Raw genomic sequence first — 13,739 nt, forward strand, 5'->3', positions numbered from 1 at the left:
ATAGACGGGATAATCGTGATATCACGTATTTGTTTAATGCTGAAATAGTCATTAAATACTGATAAATAACAGGATATATCATTGGCTACGTCTAATAAGAAAGCTCAGTCGGGCGGTAACAAGCGGTCCATCTGGCTGATACTCTTGATTGTTATCGCTCTGGCAGCGACTGCCGCAGCGGGTATCGGCTGGTGGTTATTGGGTCATAAACAAGCGGATACAGCCACTCATGAACCGCCGCCGCCGCCGGCACCGGTATTCATGCCGCTGGATACGTTTACCGTTAACCTATTGTCTGCGGATAATAATCCAGACAGGGTATTATATGTAGGAATCACTTTGCGTTTGCCGGATGAAGCTACCCGTGCACGCTTGACCAATTATCTGCCGGAGATTCGCAGCCGCCTGATTATGCTGTTTTCGCGCCAAAGCTCATCAGTGCTGGCTACAGAACAAGGTAAACAAAAGCTGGTTGAAGATATCAAGCAGGTATTAAGCCCACCGCTGGTTCCTGGGCAACCTAACCAGGCCGTCAGCGATGTCCTGTTCACTGCTTTCATTTTGCGGTAATCACTATGGGTGACAGTATTCTTTCACAGGCAGAAATTGACGCCCTGCTAAACGGTGACAGTGGCGATAGCGATGCTGATGCCAGCAACGCTGCGTCGCAAAAAGACGGGGATGTCAAACCCTATGATCCCAATACACAACGACGCGTTATACGTGAGCGTTTACAGGCGCTGGAAATTATCAACGAGCGTTTTGCTCGCCAGTTCCGTATGGGATTATTTAACCTGCTTCGCCGTAGCCCGGACATTACCGTTGGTGCGATTAAAATCCAGCCATATCATGAGTTTGCGCGAAATCTGCCTGTTCCGACCAACCTTAACCTGATACACCTGAAGCCATTACGCGGTACTGCGTTGTTTGTGTTTTCGCCGAGTCTGGTTTTTATCGCGGTGGACAACCTGTTTGGCGGTGATGGTCGTTTTCCGACCAAAGTCGAAGGGCGTGAATTCACGCATACGGAACAGCGTGTTGTCCGACGCATGCTTAAGCTGGCACTGGAATCCTACAGTGATGCCTGGAATGCCATTTATAAGCTGGATGTGGAATACGTTCGTTCTGAGATGCAGGTTAAATTTACCAACATCACCACATCACCGAACGATATCGTTGTAACAACACCGTTTCATCTGGAGATTGGGACATTAACCGGTGAATTCAGCATCTGTATCCCGTTCTCGATGATTGAACCATTGCGCGAGTTATTGGCTAACCCGCCACTGGAAAACTCGCAACAAGAAGATCAACATTGGCGTGAAACACTGGCAAAACAAGTCCAGCACTCAGAGTTAGAACTGGTTGCTAACTTTGTTGATATTCCGGTTCGATTATCAAAGGTGCTCAAACTCAAGCCCGGCGATATTTTGCCGATTGATAAACCTGAACGACTGGTCGCTCATGTTGATGGTGTTCCGGTATTGACTTGTCATTACGGTACCTTGAACGGCCAGTATGCCTTGCGCGTTGAACATTTGATAAACCCTATTTTAAATTCCCTGAATGACGAGGAACCGCTCAATGAGTGACATCAAGAAACCGTCCGAAGAAACGGATTCCGTGGACGATCTGTGGGCTGATGCATTTAACGAGCAACAGTCAGCAGAAAAAGAAAAAAGCGCACCCGCCACCGACGATATATTCAAAAGCTTTGACGTGCAGGATAAGCAGGGTTCAATGCAGGACATCGACCTGATTTTGGATATACCCGTTAAACTGACGGTGGAGCTTGGCCGCACCAAGATGACCATCAAAGAGTTGTTACGCTTGTCGCAAGGTTCTGTTGTTGCGTTGGACGGGCTTGCGGGTGAGCCATTGGACATCATGATCAACGGCTACCTGATCGCTCAAGGGGAAGTTGTCGTGGTTTCTGATAAATATGGTGTACGTATCACGGATATTATTACACCGTCAGAGCGTATGCGCAGGCTAGGCCGTTAATGCCAACAGCCAGCCCGACCACCGTGTCAACCATTCAGCAGCCCCAAGCGGCTGCTGAATCCGTTATTTCAGGCGGTGCGCTGGTGTCGCAAGTGGGCACAGCGCTGTGTGGTGTTTTGCTCTTAATCCTGCTGGTAGCCTGGTTGATGCGCAAACTCGGTTTCGCCCCGCAGGCAAAGAATAACAAGCTGCTAAATATTGTATCGGCCTGTCCGGTCGGGCAACGGGAAAAAGTCGTGATCATCGAAGTTGAGGGTAACTGGCTTGTACTCGGCGTCACGTCGCAGCAGATAACGCATCTTCATACATTACCCGCGCAACCCCTCAGCACGGTGGGCGCGACGGAAAAAATAGCGTCAGCTGATTTTATTCAATTCCTCAAGAAAGCGACCAAACGCCCGGAAAAAACCGAATGAGTACCCCACTGTCTCGGAAACCTTTTTTTGCCTGGCTGCGTCTACTACGCTATCCAACTGCCGCGATTTTACTGTTGACCACGCATCCGTCGCTGGCACAGTTACCGGGTATCGTGACTCAGCCATTAGCCAACGGTGGCCAAACCTGGTCTCTGCCTGTACAGACCCTGGTTTTCATTACCTCGCTGAGTTTTATTCCAGCGGTATTACTGATGATGACGTGCTTTACCCGCATCATCATTGTCTTGAGTTTATTGCGCAACGCATTAGGTACACCCACTGCGCCGCCTAACCAGGTGCTCCTGGGTCTTAGTCTGTTTTTGACTTTTTTCGTTATGTCACCGGTCTTAACGCGCGTTTATGATGAAGCCTATCGGCCATTTAGCGAAGACAAAATCAGTATGGAAGTGGCTATCGATAAAGGTTCTCAGCCTCTGCGCGAATTTATGTTGCGGCAAACACGGGAAGCTGACCTGGCATTGTTTACCCGTCTGGCACAAATTCCTTCGCTGCAAGGCCCGGAAGCAGTCCCAATGCGGGTGCTCGTCCCTGCGTATGTTACCAGTGAACTAAAAACAGCGTTTCAAATTGGCTTTACTATTTTCATCCCTTTTTTATTGATCGATCTGGTTGTCGCGAGTGTGTTGATGGCTCTGGGGATGATGATGGTTCCTCCGGCCACCATCTCACTGCCATTCAAGTTAATGCTGTTTGTTCTGGTCGATGGCTGGCAGTTGCTGCTGGGGTCATTAGCACAGAGTTTCTATACTTAGGTGAAACAAGGCATTCGCATCGTGCACACGGTTTACACCATTAAGGAATGCGGGTATGACACCTGAATCTGTCATGGCTTTGGGCTATGAAGCGATGAAAATAGCGCTGATGCTGGCGGGCCCACCGCTTCTTGCCTCACTTGTCAGCGGCTTGATTATCAGCATGCTGCAAGCCGCCACACAAATTAATGAAATGACGCTGTCCTTCATTCCCAAGGTACTGACCGTATTCTTTACTTTGGTGATAGCTGGCCCCTGGATGCTCAGTGTCATTCTGGATTACATGCGTAACATGCTTAGTCAGTTTCCTCATATGCTTGGATAAATATGGTTACGCTTAGCAGTATTGATATGATTGGCTGGTTTAACCAGTTTTTCTGGCCTCTGGTCAGGATCCTGGCGTTAATCAGCACTGCGCCCATATTTAATGAACGCGCTATTACGCGCCGTGTAAAAATCGGTTTGGGAGTTTTAATTACGATAGTCGTCTCCCCAACCCTTCCCCCTAGCTCTATCCCGGTATTTTCAGGTGCAGGCATCTGGATGCTGCTTCAGCAAATACTGATTGGTGCAACGTTGGGCTTTGTCATGCAATTGGCGTTTGCGGCCATTCGGCTAGCCGGTGAAATGATTGGTTTGCAGATGGGCCTCTCGTTTGCCACCTTTTTTGACCCAAGCGGTGGCCCCAATATGCCTGTAATATCGCGTTTTATGAATTTACTGGCACTGTTACTTTTTCTTAGTATGAACGGCCATTTATGGCTTATCTCAATGCTGGTCGATAGTTTTCACACGCTTCCGGTTAGTGCAGCCCCTATCAACGGTAATGTCTTCCTCGCCATCGCTCAAGCAGGCGGGAAAATTTTCGCTAATGGCCTGACGCTTGCTCTGCCACTGATAACCTTGTTGTTGACTATCAATATGGCGCTCGGTCTCTTGAGCCGTCTGGCTCCACAGCTCACCATTTTTGCAATCGGTTTCCCTATCACACTATTTAGCGGGATTAGCGCTCTGGGTTTCCTTATCTTTCTCATCTCACCTTATGCAGAAAGACTTTTTGGCGAGACATATGATTTAATTGCTGATCTTATCGGCCGATTTTAGCCTCTATTGGCGCGTCTCTTCCCGGCACTCGCCTGCCTGCATCAAAAAACTGACTTTTTAATCCTCTTTACCGCTAATCCGCTATTTATCCGGCAGGCCCCTGACTGACGCGATATCACCTTTCTCTATCTTTTCTCTGCCACAGGTCACAATTTTCGATTTGTTTCTTTTCGTCGCATTGATGTTTCGATTTCTTTCTTATAGGGTTTAAAAGAAACCAAACGAAAGCAGGATATCTCACATGAAAAAGGTCATTACCGTTTCATTGCTGGCTTTATTTATTTCCGATTACGCCGTTGCGGCCAATCATACCCTTAATAACGAAAATATGGCTATTTCGTTTGATGACGAGAGCACCTTAGCAACGATTCAAGACAGGCAATCCAGGAATAAACTGTCACCGCAAGAACTTTTCTTTTTAACGCTACCGGATGAAAAAGTCATTCATGCATCTGATTTTAAGATTAAGCATGTCGGGAAAAAAGATAATGGAATTATTATTGAATATGATCGTCCAGACTTCAACGTAACAGTGATGCTTAACCTGCTGAAAGGAAAATATGTCAGTGTCGATTATACAGTTGCCGCCGTAGGGAAAGCGCGAGATGTAGCCAAAATAACGCTTTTCCCAACACAAAAGCAGTCTCAGGCACCTTATGTTAACGGTGCCATTAACAGTTCTCCCATTATTGCTGATTCATTTTTCATGCTGCCGGGAAAACCCGTCATCAACAGTCATGCTTATGAAGCAACAACCCACTTTAATGTAGAATTAAAAACACCGATCCAGCCAGAAACACCCCTCAGTTATACCACCTACGTTGGTACGTTCGCGGAAAAAAACCAGTTACGCCGTAGCGTCAATCAGTTTATTGAGGCCGTTCGCCCTCGCCCATATAAACCTTATTTGCATTATAATAGCTGGATGGATATTGGTTTCTTTACTGCTTATACTGAAAAAGATGTACTGGAAAGAATGGATGAGTGGAATAAAGCGTTTATTACCGGACGCGGTGTAGCACTTGATGCTTTCTTATTAGATGACGGGTGGGACGATCTCACCGGAAAATGGTTATTTGGCCCGGCATTCAGTCATGGTTTTGTAAAAATAAGAGCGAAGGCTCGCAATCTGCATAGCTCCGTTGGTTTATGGTTGTCGCCTTGGGGCGGATATAATAAGCCGCGTGATATTCGCGTGTCTCATGCCAGGGAGTATGGATTTGAGACTGTTGATAATAAACTGGCACTCTCTGGCCCAAATTATTTCAAAAACTTCAATGCACAAATTATTAAAATGATTGAGAATGAGCATATTACCTCTTTTAAACTTGATGGTATGGGTAATGCCAACTCACATATTCAAGGCAGTCAGTTTGCCTCTGACTTCGATGCATCGATTGAATTATTGCATAACATGCGCAGTGCAAATAAAGAGGTATTTATCAACCTGACAACAGGTACTAATGCCAGTCCATCCTGGCTGTTCTACGCTGATGCAATATGGCGTCAGGGTGACGATATTAATCTGTATGGCCCCGGCACACCAGTGCAACAATGGATAACCTATCGTGATGCCGAAACCTATCGCTCTATTGTCCGTAAAGGCCCACTATTCCCACTAAATTCATTGATGTATCACGGAATTATTAGCGCTCAGAATGCGTATCACGGGCTGGAAAAGATCCAAACAGACAGTGACTTTGCCGATCAGGTCTGGAGCTATTTCGCAACCGGAACGCAACTACAAGAGCTGTATATTACGCCATCGCTTCTGAATAATGCGAAGTGGGATACGCTGGCACAAGCAGCCAAGTGGTCACAGAGTCATGCCAGTGTACTGGTTGATACACACTGGGTGGGTGGCGACCCAACGGCACTTGATGTTTATGGCTGGGCGTCATGGAATAAAAATAAATCGATAATCAGCCTGCGTAACCCGTCAGATAAGCCGCAGACTTATTATCTAAACCTCGCTAAAGACTTTGAAATTCCGCAGGGAGAGACAGCATTTTTCACCATGAAATCAATTTATGGCACAAACATCAGCATACCTACCAACTATAAAAATGCCCTGGTGATTACATTAAAACCTCTGGAAACAATAGTATATGAAGCAATACCGGTAAAAAAATAATCATCATACCCGGGGGTTCCCCGGGTTGTTTCCCACTCGATTTGACTAGAAATACATAGCCAGACACAAGCCTTATCACTGATATTAAGAACTCGTTATATGTGGAGAGAGAAATGAAACGAAGATTATTTATAAAATCTGCCGCATTATTATCGGTAGCCAGCTCTTTGCCTGCATTTTCGAACAGCACCACTACCTGCCAGAAGGAGAATAATAGCCAAGAGAGTTATCAAACATCAATTGCGATAGTCAGTGATTTGCACATCAGTAGTAATGCTTTGTTAAGTGATTTTGAAACTGCATTGAAAAACATCACCCAAAATCATCATGTTAATGCCATCATTATTCCTGGTGATATCGCTGAAAATATTGATTTCATAGAAAGAACAATCAACTCCACAATAAATTACTTTAATAATAAGAAAGCCATCATCATACTTGGAAATCATGATGTCCGGGGGCCAGATAGTAAAATCTGGGTAAAAGATCCTAAAGCTGACAACCCTTATTATAAAGTTGTGATTGAAAAATACGTACAAATCAACTCACTGTTTGCAAAACATGTTACGGGACATGCTTGTTTTGACGAATGGATTGACGGGCACCATTTCATCGCATTAAACACAGACCGCGGCTTAAAAGACCAAGCTTTTTTTGATGAAAGCACACTGAGATGGTTTGAAGGAAAAATGAATGAAAACACACAGGGCAAAAAGAAATTTGTCATCGTTCATCAGTCATTGAATGACACACACTGGCGCGCAAATCTCTTTGGCGGCTTTGGTGAACAAGATAAAAGAATCAAAGAGATTTTATTACGTCACCCAGAAACATTCATCATATCAGGGCATATTCACAATGGGTTTGGTGTTCTGGAGGCGATGCAAAAAAATTCGGCACACTGATTGAAATCCCTTCATTTAACCGAACAGAGAATGGACTCATCGAGAAGGGGTATGGGTTTATTATGCGTATCGCAGAGGATACCGTACTGTTCGAAGCCTGGAACTTCCTTAAAGATATTCACTATCCAGAATATGACATAAAAATTGATGACCAGTCGGTCAATTATCTGTTAAGAGCAAAACAGAATGACTGTACCAGCCAGTCCCTGAATGAAGAATATCCCTGGTCTGATATCGCCAAAGCACATAATGGCGGTGATGGTATTACGGAAGGCCAGGAGCATTTTGGCTTGAGAAAACTATGGCCAAATTACAAATGGGATCTTTTCAAACATAAATCATTTCATTAAGGCAGCACCGCTATCTTGGTCACTGCGTCTGGAGGACTTGTTCGCCCCTCCTCGTATGGTGCGCCTCGCCGGTGGCTGTTATTTCCTGTTTCTCCCATCGTGCGCGGATATCGGGTATGTCACAATGCGGGCACATACTGATACCGGTGATTGCATCAAAGAGAAGGAGTGAAGATGAGTTATGCCCCCGGCGCTGGCCTGTCCGCCAGCGCAGCGTTAGACAGACTGGAAGCGCTGTATGACAACGCCGTCAACGCATTGCGTAGCGCTATCAGCGACTTTATTGCACAAGGTACGCCACCAGATGCTTCGGCTCGCGCCAATGGGTTATTTGTCTACCCTCAATTACGCATCAGCTGGGATGGATTATCACAAAAACACAACAAGACCCGAGCCTATGGCCGGTTGACCCACAGTGGTAGTTATTGCACCACCATTACCCGACCACACCTGTTCCGTGCCTATCTGGCTGAGCAACTGGCGATTTTAGAAAACGAATACTCGGCCACGATTGAAGTCACCCCTTCTGCACAGGAAATCCCCTACCCCTATGTGATAGACGGAGCCAATCTGGGGCTTGAGCGCTCCATGAGCGCCGCGCTGGCGCAGCATTTCCCCACCCCATCACTGTCGCAAATTGGTGATGAAACCGCTGATGGCTTGCTCGAGCGTCTCGATCATGCGCCACTGTCACACTTTGATGCGCTGCGTACCGATTTTTCACTCGCGCGTCTGCGCCACTATACCGGTACGCGTGCCGAGCATTTTCAGCCCTTCGTCTTGTTTACCAACTACACCCGTTATGTGGACGAGTTCGTGCGCTGGGCCTGCGATCAAATTGCCGACCCTGCCAGCCCTTATCAGGCGCTCGCCTGCGCGGGTGGTGCGCTGATTAACGCCGAGAGCGAGAACCCGCAGCAAGCCGTGTCGGATCTGGCATGGAAAAATCACCAGATGCCCGCCTATCACCTGATTTCACGCGAGGGGCGCGGTATTACATTGGTGAATATCGGCGTTGGCCCGTCAAATGCCAAAACCATTTGCGACCACCTCGCGGTATTGCGCCCGCATGCCTGGCTGATGATTGGCCACTGTGGCGGCCTGCGTGAAAGCCAGTCCATCGGCGATTATGTGTTAGCCCATGCTTACCTGCGTGATGACCACGTACTCGATTCGGTACTGCCGCCGGATATTCCTATCCCCAGCATTGCTGAAGTGCAGCGAGCGCTGTACGACGCCACAAAACAGGTGAGCGGTATGCCCGGTGAAGAGGTGAAACAACGCCTGCGCACCGGTACGGTTGTGACCACGGATGACCGTAACTGGGAGTTGCGTTATTGTGCATCGGCACTGCGATTTAATCTCAGCAGGGCGGTGGCCGTCGATATGGAAAGTGCGACCATTGCTGCACAGGGCTACCGCTTTCGGGTGCCTTACGGCACGCTGTTGTGCGTTTCGGATAAACCCCTGCACGGTGAGATAAAACTGCCGGGCCAGGCCAACCGGTTTTATGAAGGCGCAATTTCTGAACATCTGCAAATCGGTATTCGTGCCGTAGACCTGCTGCGTGCCGAAGCGGAGCACCTGCACTCACGCAAACTGCGTACCTTTAACGAACCGCCCTTCCGTTAAATCGGGCTATCCACCGCTGTTTCTGACGGGTCATCGTGGGTGCATCCGTCAGATCTCAGCCTGTCACATACAGCCCGCACAGCTGGTACAGCGCCAGTCATGCGGGTTTACCGCCTGATAGAAAAAGCGAAAATAGCGCTCTTCAATTGGCACCTGATGGTGTGCAAAACAGTCGGCAAGCCAGTCCACGTTTGCCAGGATCCAGTCATCCTCATCGAGCCCGTCGCGGTACAATTCATCGTCTGGGTCAATCACCGAATAGATACCCAGAGTCCCCAGATGTTGTTCCCGATAAGGCTCTGGCAAGGTTATCTCGTGCTGCTGGTAGCGAATAATCCAGTGGCCGTGGCACAACAAATTACCATTGCGGCTCCATGCCGCTGTGAAGGGATTCATCATTACTCACTCTGTTACTCTCCTCTCACCGTTCCCGCTGAAACTGATGTTATGAGAAGTATCTGTATAAATATCAGAGTAATAACTCTACGCCCAACGCCCGAACAGGTAAATGCAACACATGGAGAATCCGGCCAGGCAGGCGGGAAATAAAGCGGTATAGCGGCGTACATACAGAGAGGTAGAGGTAATCATACATGCAGGCCTGGAAAAAGGCTTTTTTGCGCCCAAAAACACTGGCACCGGTGCCGGTGTAGTGTGCGTGTCAGCGTCACAGCCACACACTGGCGCAGCATAGATTGCACAATAACGTGATATACCGCAAAGGCTTACGAAATAAATGGCCCTATAACATGCCTGAGCAACATGAAAAATCCATTATCGCGGTAAAAAGCGATAAATCGGCCTATGATGGAGAGGCCGCCAGGCTGAACGGGATACGCTTGCCAATCTCGGGTGGGCGCATTTCATCTGGCTGGCGTGCAGGGCACCCACCGGTATAAGTATGCAAACAGAAACAAAAGGAGATAGTGATATGGCAGGCAGTAAGAAGAAGAAAAGCCCGATTGGCCTGGATGTACAGCAATCTGAAAAGATCGTCACCAGACTGAACACATTGCTGGCTAACTACCAGATTCTTTATATGAATGTGCGTGGGTATCACTGGAATATTTCCGGTGCAGCGTTTTTTGAGCTGCACGCTAAGTTTGAGGAAATCTACAACGAGCTGTTGCTGAAAATTGATGAGCTGGCAGAACGTATTCTGGCACTGGGTGGACAACCGCTGCATGCCTACAGTGATTATCTGAAAGTGGCAGATATTCAGGAAGACATTAACGCCACCGACGGAAAGAAAACACTGGAAGGGTTGCTGGCCGGTTATGCGGTATTACTGCAACAGCAGCGTGAAATTTTGCCTCTCGCGGCTGAAGCCAGTGACGAAGGCACCGCTTCCTTGATGACGGACTATATCAAAGAACAGGAAAAACAGATTTGGATGTTTAACGCCTATCTGAAATAAGCCGGCTGCTCCGGCTCGCTCAGCCAGACCGAGCCGGAGAACTGACCGCTGGCAAACCCGCCGCACACCACAGTAATGAGATTTCGTGGCCGCTTTCTCCCCATCACCGCTTGGGTGATAGACAACATGCCATTATTTCAGAATACGCTTTTTTTTCCTGCCAAGTTTAAATAAAAGCCAAACGGAAATTTTATTATTTACTCTTTCCTTCCTTCACTAAATCAATATTCAACAACACAGAGATTACGATTTTACTTTTATTTCACATCACTATAATCAGCAACACTGACATAAATAGCTGAGGTTAGCATACATCTTCTTTACAGGATTTAAATAAGCTAACCCATTCATTAATCACAACAAAATAAATATATCAGATATATTTATTTTGTTGTGGTCACACCTATACGGTAAGAGAAAAATGGAAAATACATCTGCATTATCAGTTTTTTATCATTTACTTGGTGGTTATTTTTTTGGTAAGAAGATCTGGCATAAAAATGATATTAAGGCCAAGTTTTTATTGCGCTCATTATTCATGCCTGCCATAACGCTAATGTATTTACGCCAGATAATCAAAAGCCCGTCGATGCGAAGAGCGGTGCTGGTACAGCCTGCACTCCCCAGCAAAATTCACCGCCCCTATTTATATGCCAGCCTGCGCCCCGCCGCACGGGCTGATGCCATTTGCTCTCACTATCATTTCGTTGACTCGCTGGCTAACCCTTTTCTCAAACAGGCGTTGTTAAGTCAGGATGAATATTGCCTTGCGCGTTTTAACGGTAAGAACGGTGAAAGTATCGCCATTCTTTGCAGCGCTTCGCGCTATGACAAGGAAGGAGAAGCGACATTGCGTATTCGCTTTAATAACGTGGTACTGGCATCACTGACTTTCTCCGTGGTGCACGACCATAACACCCGTGCTGTCATAATAGGGGGACTGCAAGGTAAAGGTAATGACCAGACACGCGAACTTATCAAAGAAGCATCCAAAGCCTGTTTTGGCCTGTTTCCCAAACGGTTATTACTGGAATGCCTGCTGACGCTGACCCACCTGAATGGTATCAATACCATTCTAGCCGTCGGTGATGAAAACCACGTCTATCAGAACCTGCGCTATTGTTATCGCAAAAACAAAGTACGCTTCTCCAGCTATAGCGAGTTTTGGTTATCGGTCAGTGCCGATAAACGCGAAGGCGGGCTCTATCACATTCCCCTGCATATTGCGCGAAAAACGTCAGATGAACTCCCGAGCCGTAAACGGGCACAATATCAACGCCGCTACCAATTGCTCGATGAAATTAACCGGGAGATCCAACAGACGCTCGGCCATGCCACGGCGACGGAAGTATCGCCCACACATATGCCTGGCACCAGGCAGGACAGAACGCTGCACCCACTGGCGAGCTGACTGACCGCTGGCCGGGGTCAGGCTCCGGCCAGAACAGGTTGCGCATCAAGTGGCGACAGGCAGACCGTACAACCGCGCCCACTCGCTTTTGCCTGATACAAAGCCACATCAGCTGCTTTTAGCCAGTCCTGATAATCGGTAAATTCCGGCTGGAATTGCACCATACCAACGCTTATTCCCACCTGTAACGACGGAGCCTGATGCAATTGAATCGCCAGCAGATGCTCACGCAACTGCTGGACAATAGGTTCTGCCTGGGCAACCGGTGTCTGTGGTAACACCATACCGAATTCATCACCGCCAAACCGCCCGGTGATATCGGACTTCCGCAGCATCGATTTCATTCCCTGACTAAGCAGTAAAATCACATCATCACCGACCCGATGCCCAAAGCTGTCGTTAATGTGCTTGAAATGATCGATATCCAGTAAAGCCAGCGTGGCGACACGCTGGTGCTGCACGCACTGTTCAAATTCGTATTGTAGCCGTTGTTCCCAGTGATGGCGGTTATACAGCCCGGTCATCCCATCATGAATACTCATTTCCCGCAGCTGTTGTTTGTGTTCAGCAAGCTTGATAGCCGTGCGATAAGTCACCAGCCCAACAAAAATGGGATAAATAAACAACATTGGCAGGCAGAAATAGATTTGTCTTGGTGTTGTGGCAAACATCACCTCTGTGCCGTTCAACCCGAGCGCCACCAGCGCACTCACTGCCTGAATCAGTACCCCGTGTAAAAACAGACGCAAACCACCGGCCGCAATGTTGTTCATCCCCATCATCGCGAGTATCAATACCGATGGCAGGGCATTTAGCCCCATCATGCCAATCCATATCCCTCCCAGGCAGGCATCTAAGCGTAAATTACCAAATTCAAATCGTTTCGGATCTCGTGCCAGTCGGGCGAGTTGAAAAGCCAGGTGCGGCCAAAGAAAACCGTTAAAAAACAGCAATCCCCATACCCAGGACGACCATGCGGCGGTTTGCAATCCTGCGGCGACATAAAAAAAACCCAATCCAAGGCCTATCATTCTTGGCACATAAACACGCCGGACAAATGCCAAACCAGACCGGCGGCGATCAACATCAACCACGTTAAGATCAGGCGAGAAAGACACGCCACTCTCCTTTTTATAATTCTTATGCGAGAAACGGAGATTAATTATTCCAAATTATTCGATAAATCACCTCATAAAGATGAGATTTTTCTTGCTGTTGTCCTGTCGGGCCGATGGCCTCTCCTGACGAAATAACGGGCAATGAGCCATGGTGACGGCGTAGAGCGTTATCAGGTGAATGAAGGCAACAAGAGAGAAAATCACAGAAAGGAGAAACCTGGCTGGCACAATAGCGAAGCCAGGTACGGGACTTGGTTAAGGGTGCTCCTGGTTATCGTAATGAAAGCCGCCCGGCCCGCCCCAGGGTGGCGGAAACAGGCAGCCACTCAGGGTCATTATCAGCGCCAGTACACTGACCAGTCGTACACTATTTTTCATGCGTTACCTCGGTATCAAGAGGGCTGCATGATAGGAAAACCACCGGGTTCCAACAAGTGAACCAAAAACAAAAACATCATTATTTACATTGAGTTAT

At 47.6% G+C, this 13,739-nt stretch carries 16 protein-coding genes; 13 read left to right on the top strand and 3 right to left on the bottom strand.

The window, feature by feature from the left end; genetic code table 11:
- Window positions 1-81 precede the first annotated feature (81 nt).
- From fliL to DAQ1742_RS13205, 11 genes are all read left to right on the top strand, one after another.
- The gene (fliL, locus tag DAQ1742_RS13160; protein WP_035340950.1) at window positions 82-570 is read left to right on the top strand and encodes a flagellar basal body-associated protein FliL; all 489 of its coding nucleotides are present in this window, start codon (window positions 82-84) and stop codon (window positions 568-570) included.
- A gap of 5 nt (window positions 571-575) precedes the next feature.
- Window positions 576-1,592 carry a flagellar motor switch protein FliM gene (gene fliM, locus DAQ1742_RS13165; protein WP_035340948.1) on the top strand — a complete coding sequence of 339 codons (1,017 nt, stop codon included), beginning with the start codon at window positions 576-578 and terminating at the stop codon, window positions 1,590-1,592.
- The gene (gene fliN, locus DAQ1742_RS13170; RefSeq protein WP_035340947.1) at window positions 1,585-2,004 is read left to right on the top strand and encodes a flagellar motor switch protein FliN; all 420 of its coding nucleotides are present in this window, start codon (window positions 1,585-1,587) and stop codon (window positions 2,002-2,004) included. Before fliM ends, fliN begins: the two co-directional genes overlap by 8 nt.
- A complete protein-coding gene (gene fliO, locus DAQ1742_RS13175; protein WP_035340945.1) occupies window positions 2,004-2,420 on the top strand; it encodes a flagellar biosynthetic protein FliO in 417 nt (138 codons plus the stop codon). The genes fliN and fliO overlap by 1 nt, the downstream gene beginning before the upstream one ends.
- A complete protein-coding gene (gene fliP / locus DAQ1742_RS13180; protein WP_083961002.1) occupies window positions 2,417-3,193 on the top strand; it encodes a flagellar type III secretion system pore protein FliP in 777 nt (258 codons plus the stop codon). The genes fliO and fliP overlap by 4 nt, the downstream gene beginning before the upstream one ends.
- Window positions 3,194-3,248: 55 nt before the next feature.
- On the top strand, window positions 3,249-3,518 hold the full coding sequence (gene fliQ / locus DAQ1742_RS13185) for a flagellar biosynthesis protein FliQ (RefSeq protein WP_035340943.1): 270 nt from the start codon (window positions 3,249-3,251) through the stop codon (window positions 3,516-3,518).
- A 2-nt stretch (window positions 3,519-3,520) separates the two neighbouring features.
- Complete coding sequence (fliR, locus tag DAQ1742_RS13190) at window positions 3,521-4,297, top strand: flagellar biosynthetic protein FliR (RefSeq protein ID WP_035340941.1); 777 nt, start codon at window positions 3,521-3,523, stop codon at window positions 4,295-4,297.
- A gap of 241 nt (window positions 4,298-4,538) precedes the next feature.
- Complete coding sequence (locus DAQ1742_RS13195) at window positions 4,539-6,431, top strand: alpha-galactosidase (protein ID WP_035340939.1); 1,893 nt, start codon at window positions 4,539-4,541, stop codon at window positions 6,429-6,431.
- 113 nt (window positions 6,432-6,544) lie between these two features.
- Window positions 6,545-7,336, top strand: coding sequence for a metallophosphoesterase family protein (locus tag DAQ1742_RS13200; RefSeq protein WP_232046490.1), 792 nt, complete (start codon window positions 6,545-6,547; stop codon window positions 7,334-7,336).
- Between the two features lie 62 nt (window positions 7,337-7,398).
- Window positions 7,399-7,686 (top strand): hypothetical protein, encoded by a 288-nt coding sequence (locus DAQ1742_RS20620; protein ID WP_232046493.1) that lies wholly within the window; start codon window positions 7,399-7,401, stop codon window positions 7,684-7,686.
- A 174-nt stretch (window positions 7,687-7,860) separates the two neighbouring features.
- Entirely contained in the window at window positions 7,861-9,318 is a 1,458-nt protein-coding gene (locus DAQ1742_RS13205) for an AMP nucleosidase (RefSeq protein WP_035340938.1), read from the top strand.
- Window positions 9,319-9,381: 63 nt separating this feature from the next.
- Here DAQ1742_RS13205 and DAQ1742_RS13210 read toward each other — a convergent pair whose 3' ends face one another.
- On the bottom strand, window positions 9,382-9,717 hold the full coding sequence (locus tag DAQ1742_RS13210) for a hypothetical protein (RefSeq protein ID WP_035340936.1): 336 nt from the start codon (window positions 9,715-9,717) through the stop codon (window positions 9,382-9,384).
- Window positions 9,718-10,249: 532 nt separating this feature from the next.
- Between DAQ1742_RS13210 and DAQ1742_RS13215 the strand changes: the two genes are divergently transcribed.
- Window positions 10,250-10,735: a Dps family protein gene (locus DAQ1742_RS13215; protein WP_035340935.1), complete on the top strand. Its 486-nt coding sequence runs from the start codon at window positions 10,250-10,252 to the stop codon at window positions 10,733-10,735.
- Between the two features lie 421 nt (window positions 10,736-11,156).
- Window positions 11,157-12,146: a VirK/YbjX family protein gene (locus DAQ1742_RS13220; protein WP_051124020.1), complete on the top strand. Its 990-nt coding sequence runs from the start codon at window positions 11,157-11,159 to the stop codon at window positions 12,144-12,146.
- Window positions 12,147-12,163: 17 nt separating this feature from the next.
- On the opposite strand, the gene DAQ1742_RS13225 is transcribed toward DAQ1742_RS13220, so the two are convergent.
- Window positions 12,164-13,264: a diguanylate cyclase gene (locus tag DAQ1742_RS13225; RefSeq protein WP_035340932.1), complete on the bottom strand. Its 1,101-nt coding sequence runs from the start codon at window positions 13,262-13,264 to the stop codon at window positions 12,164-12,166.
- 255 nt (window positions 13,265-13,519) lie between these two features.
- Window positions 13,520-13,642 carry a hypothetical protein gene (locus tag DAQ1742_RS20735; protein WP_255342509.1) on the bottom strand — a complete coding sequence of 41 codons (123 nt, stop codon included), beginning with the start codon at window positions 13,640-13,642 and terminating at the stop codon, window positions 13,520-13,522.
- Window positions 13,643-13,739: the final 97 nt, after the last annotated feature.

The organism is Dickeya aquatica, from assembly GCF_900095885.1.
Lineage (GTDB): Bacteria > Pseudomonadota > Gammaproteobacteria > Enterobacterales > Enterobacteriaceae > Dickeya > Dickeya aquatica.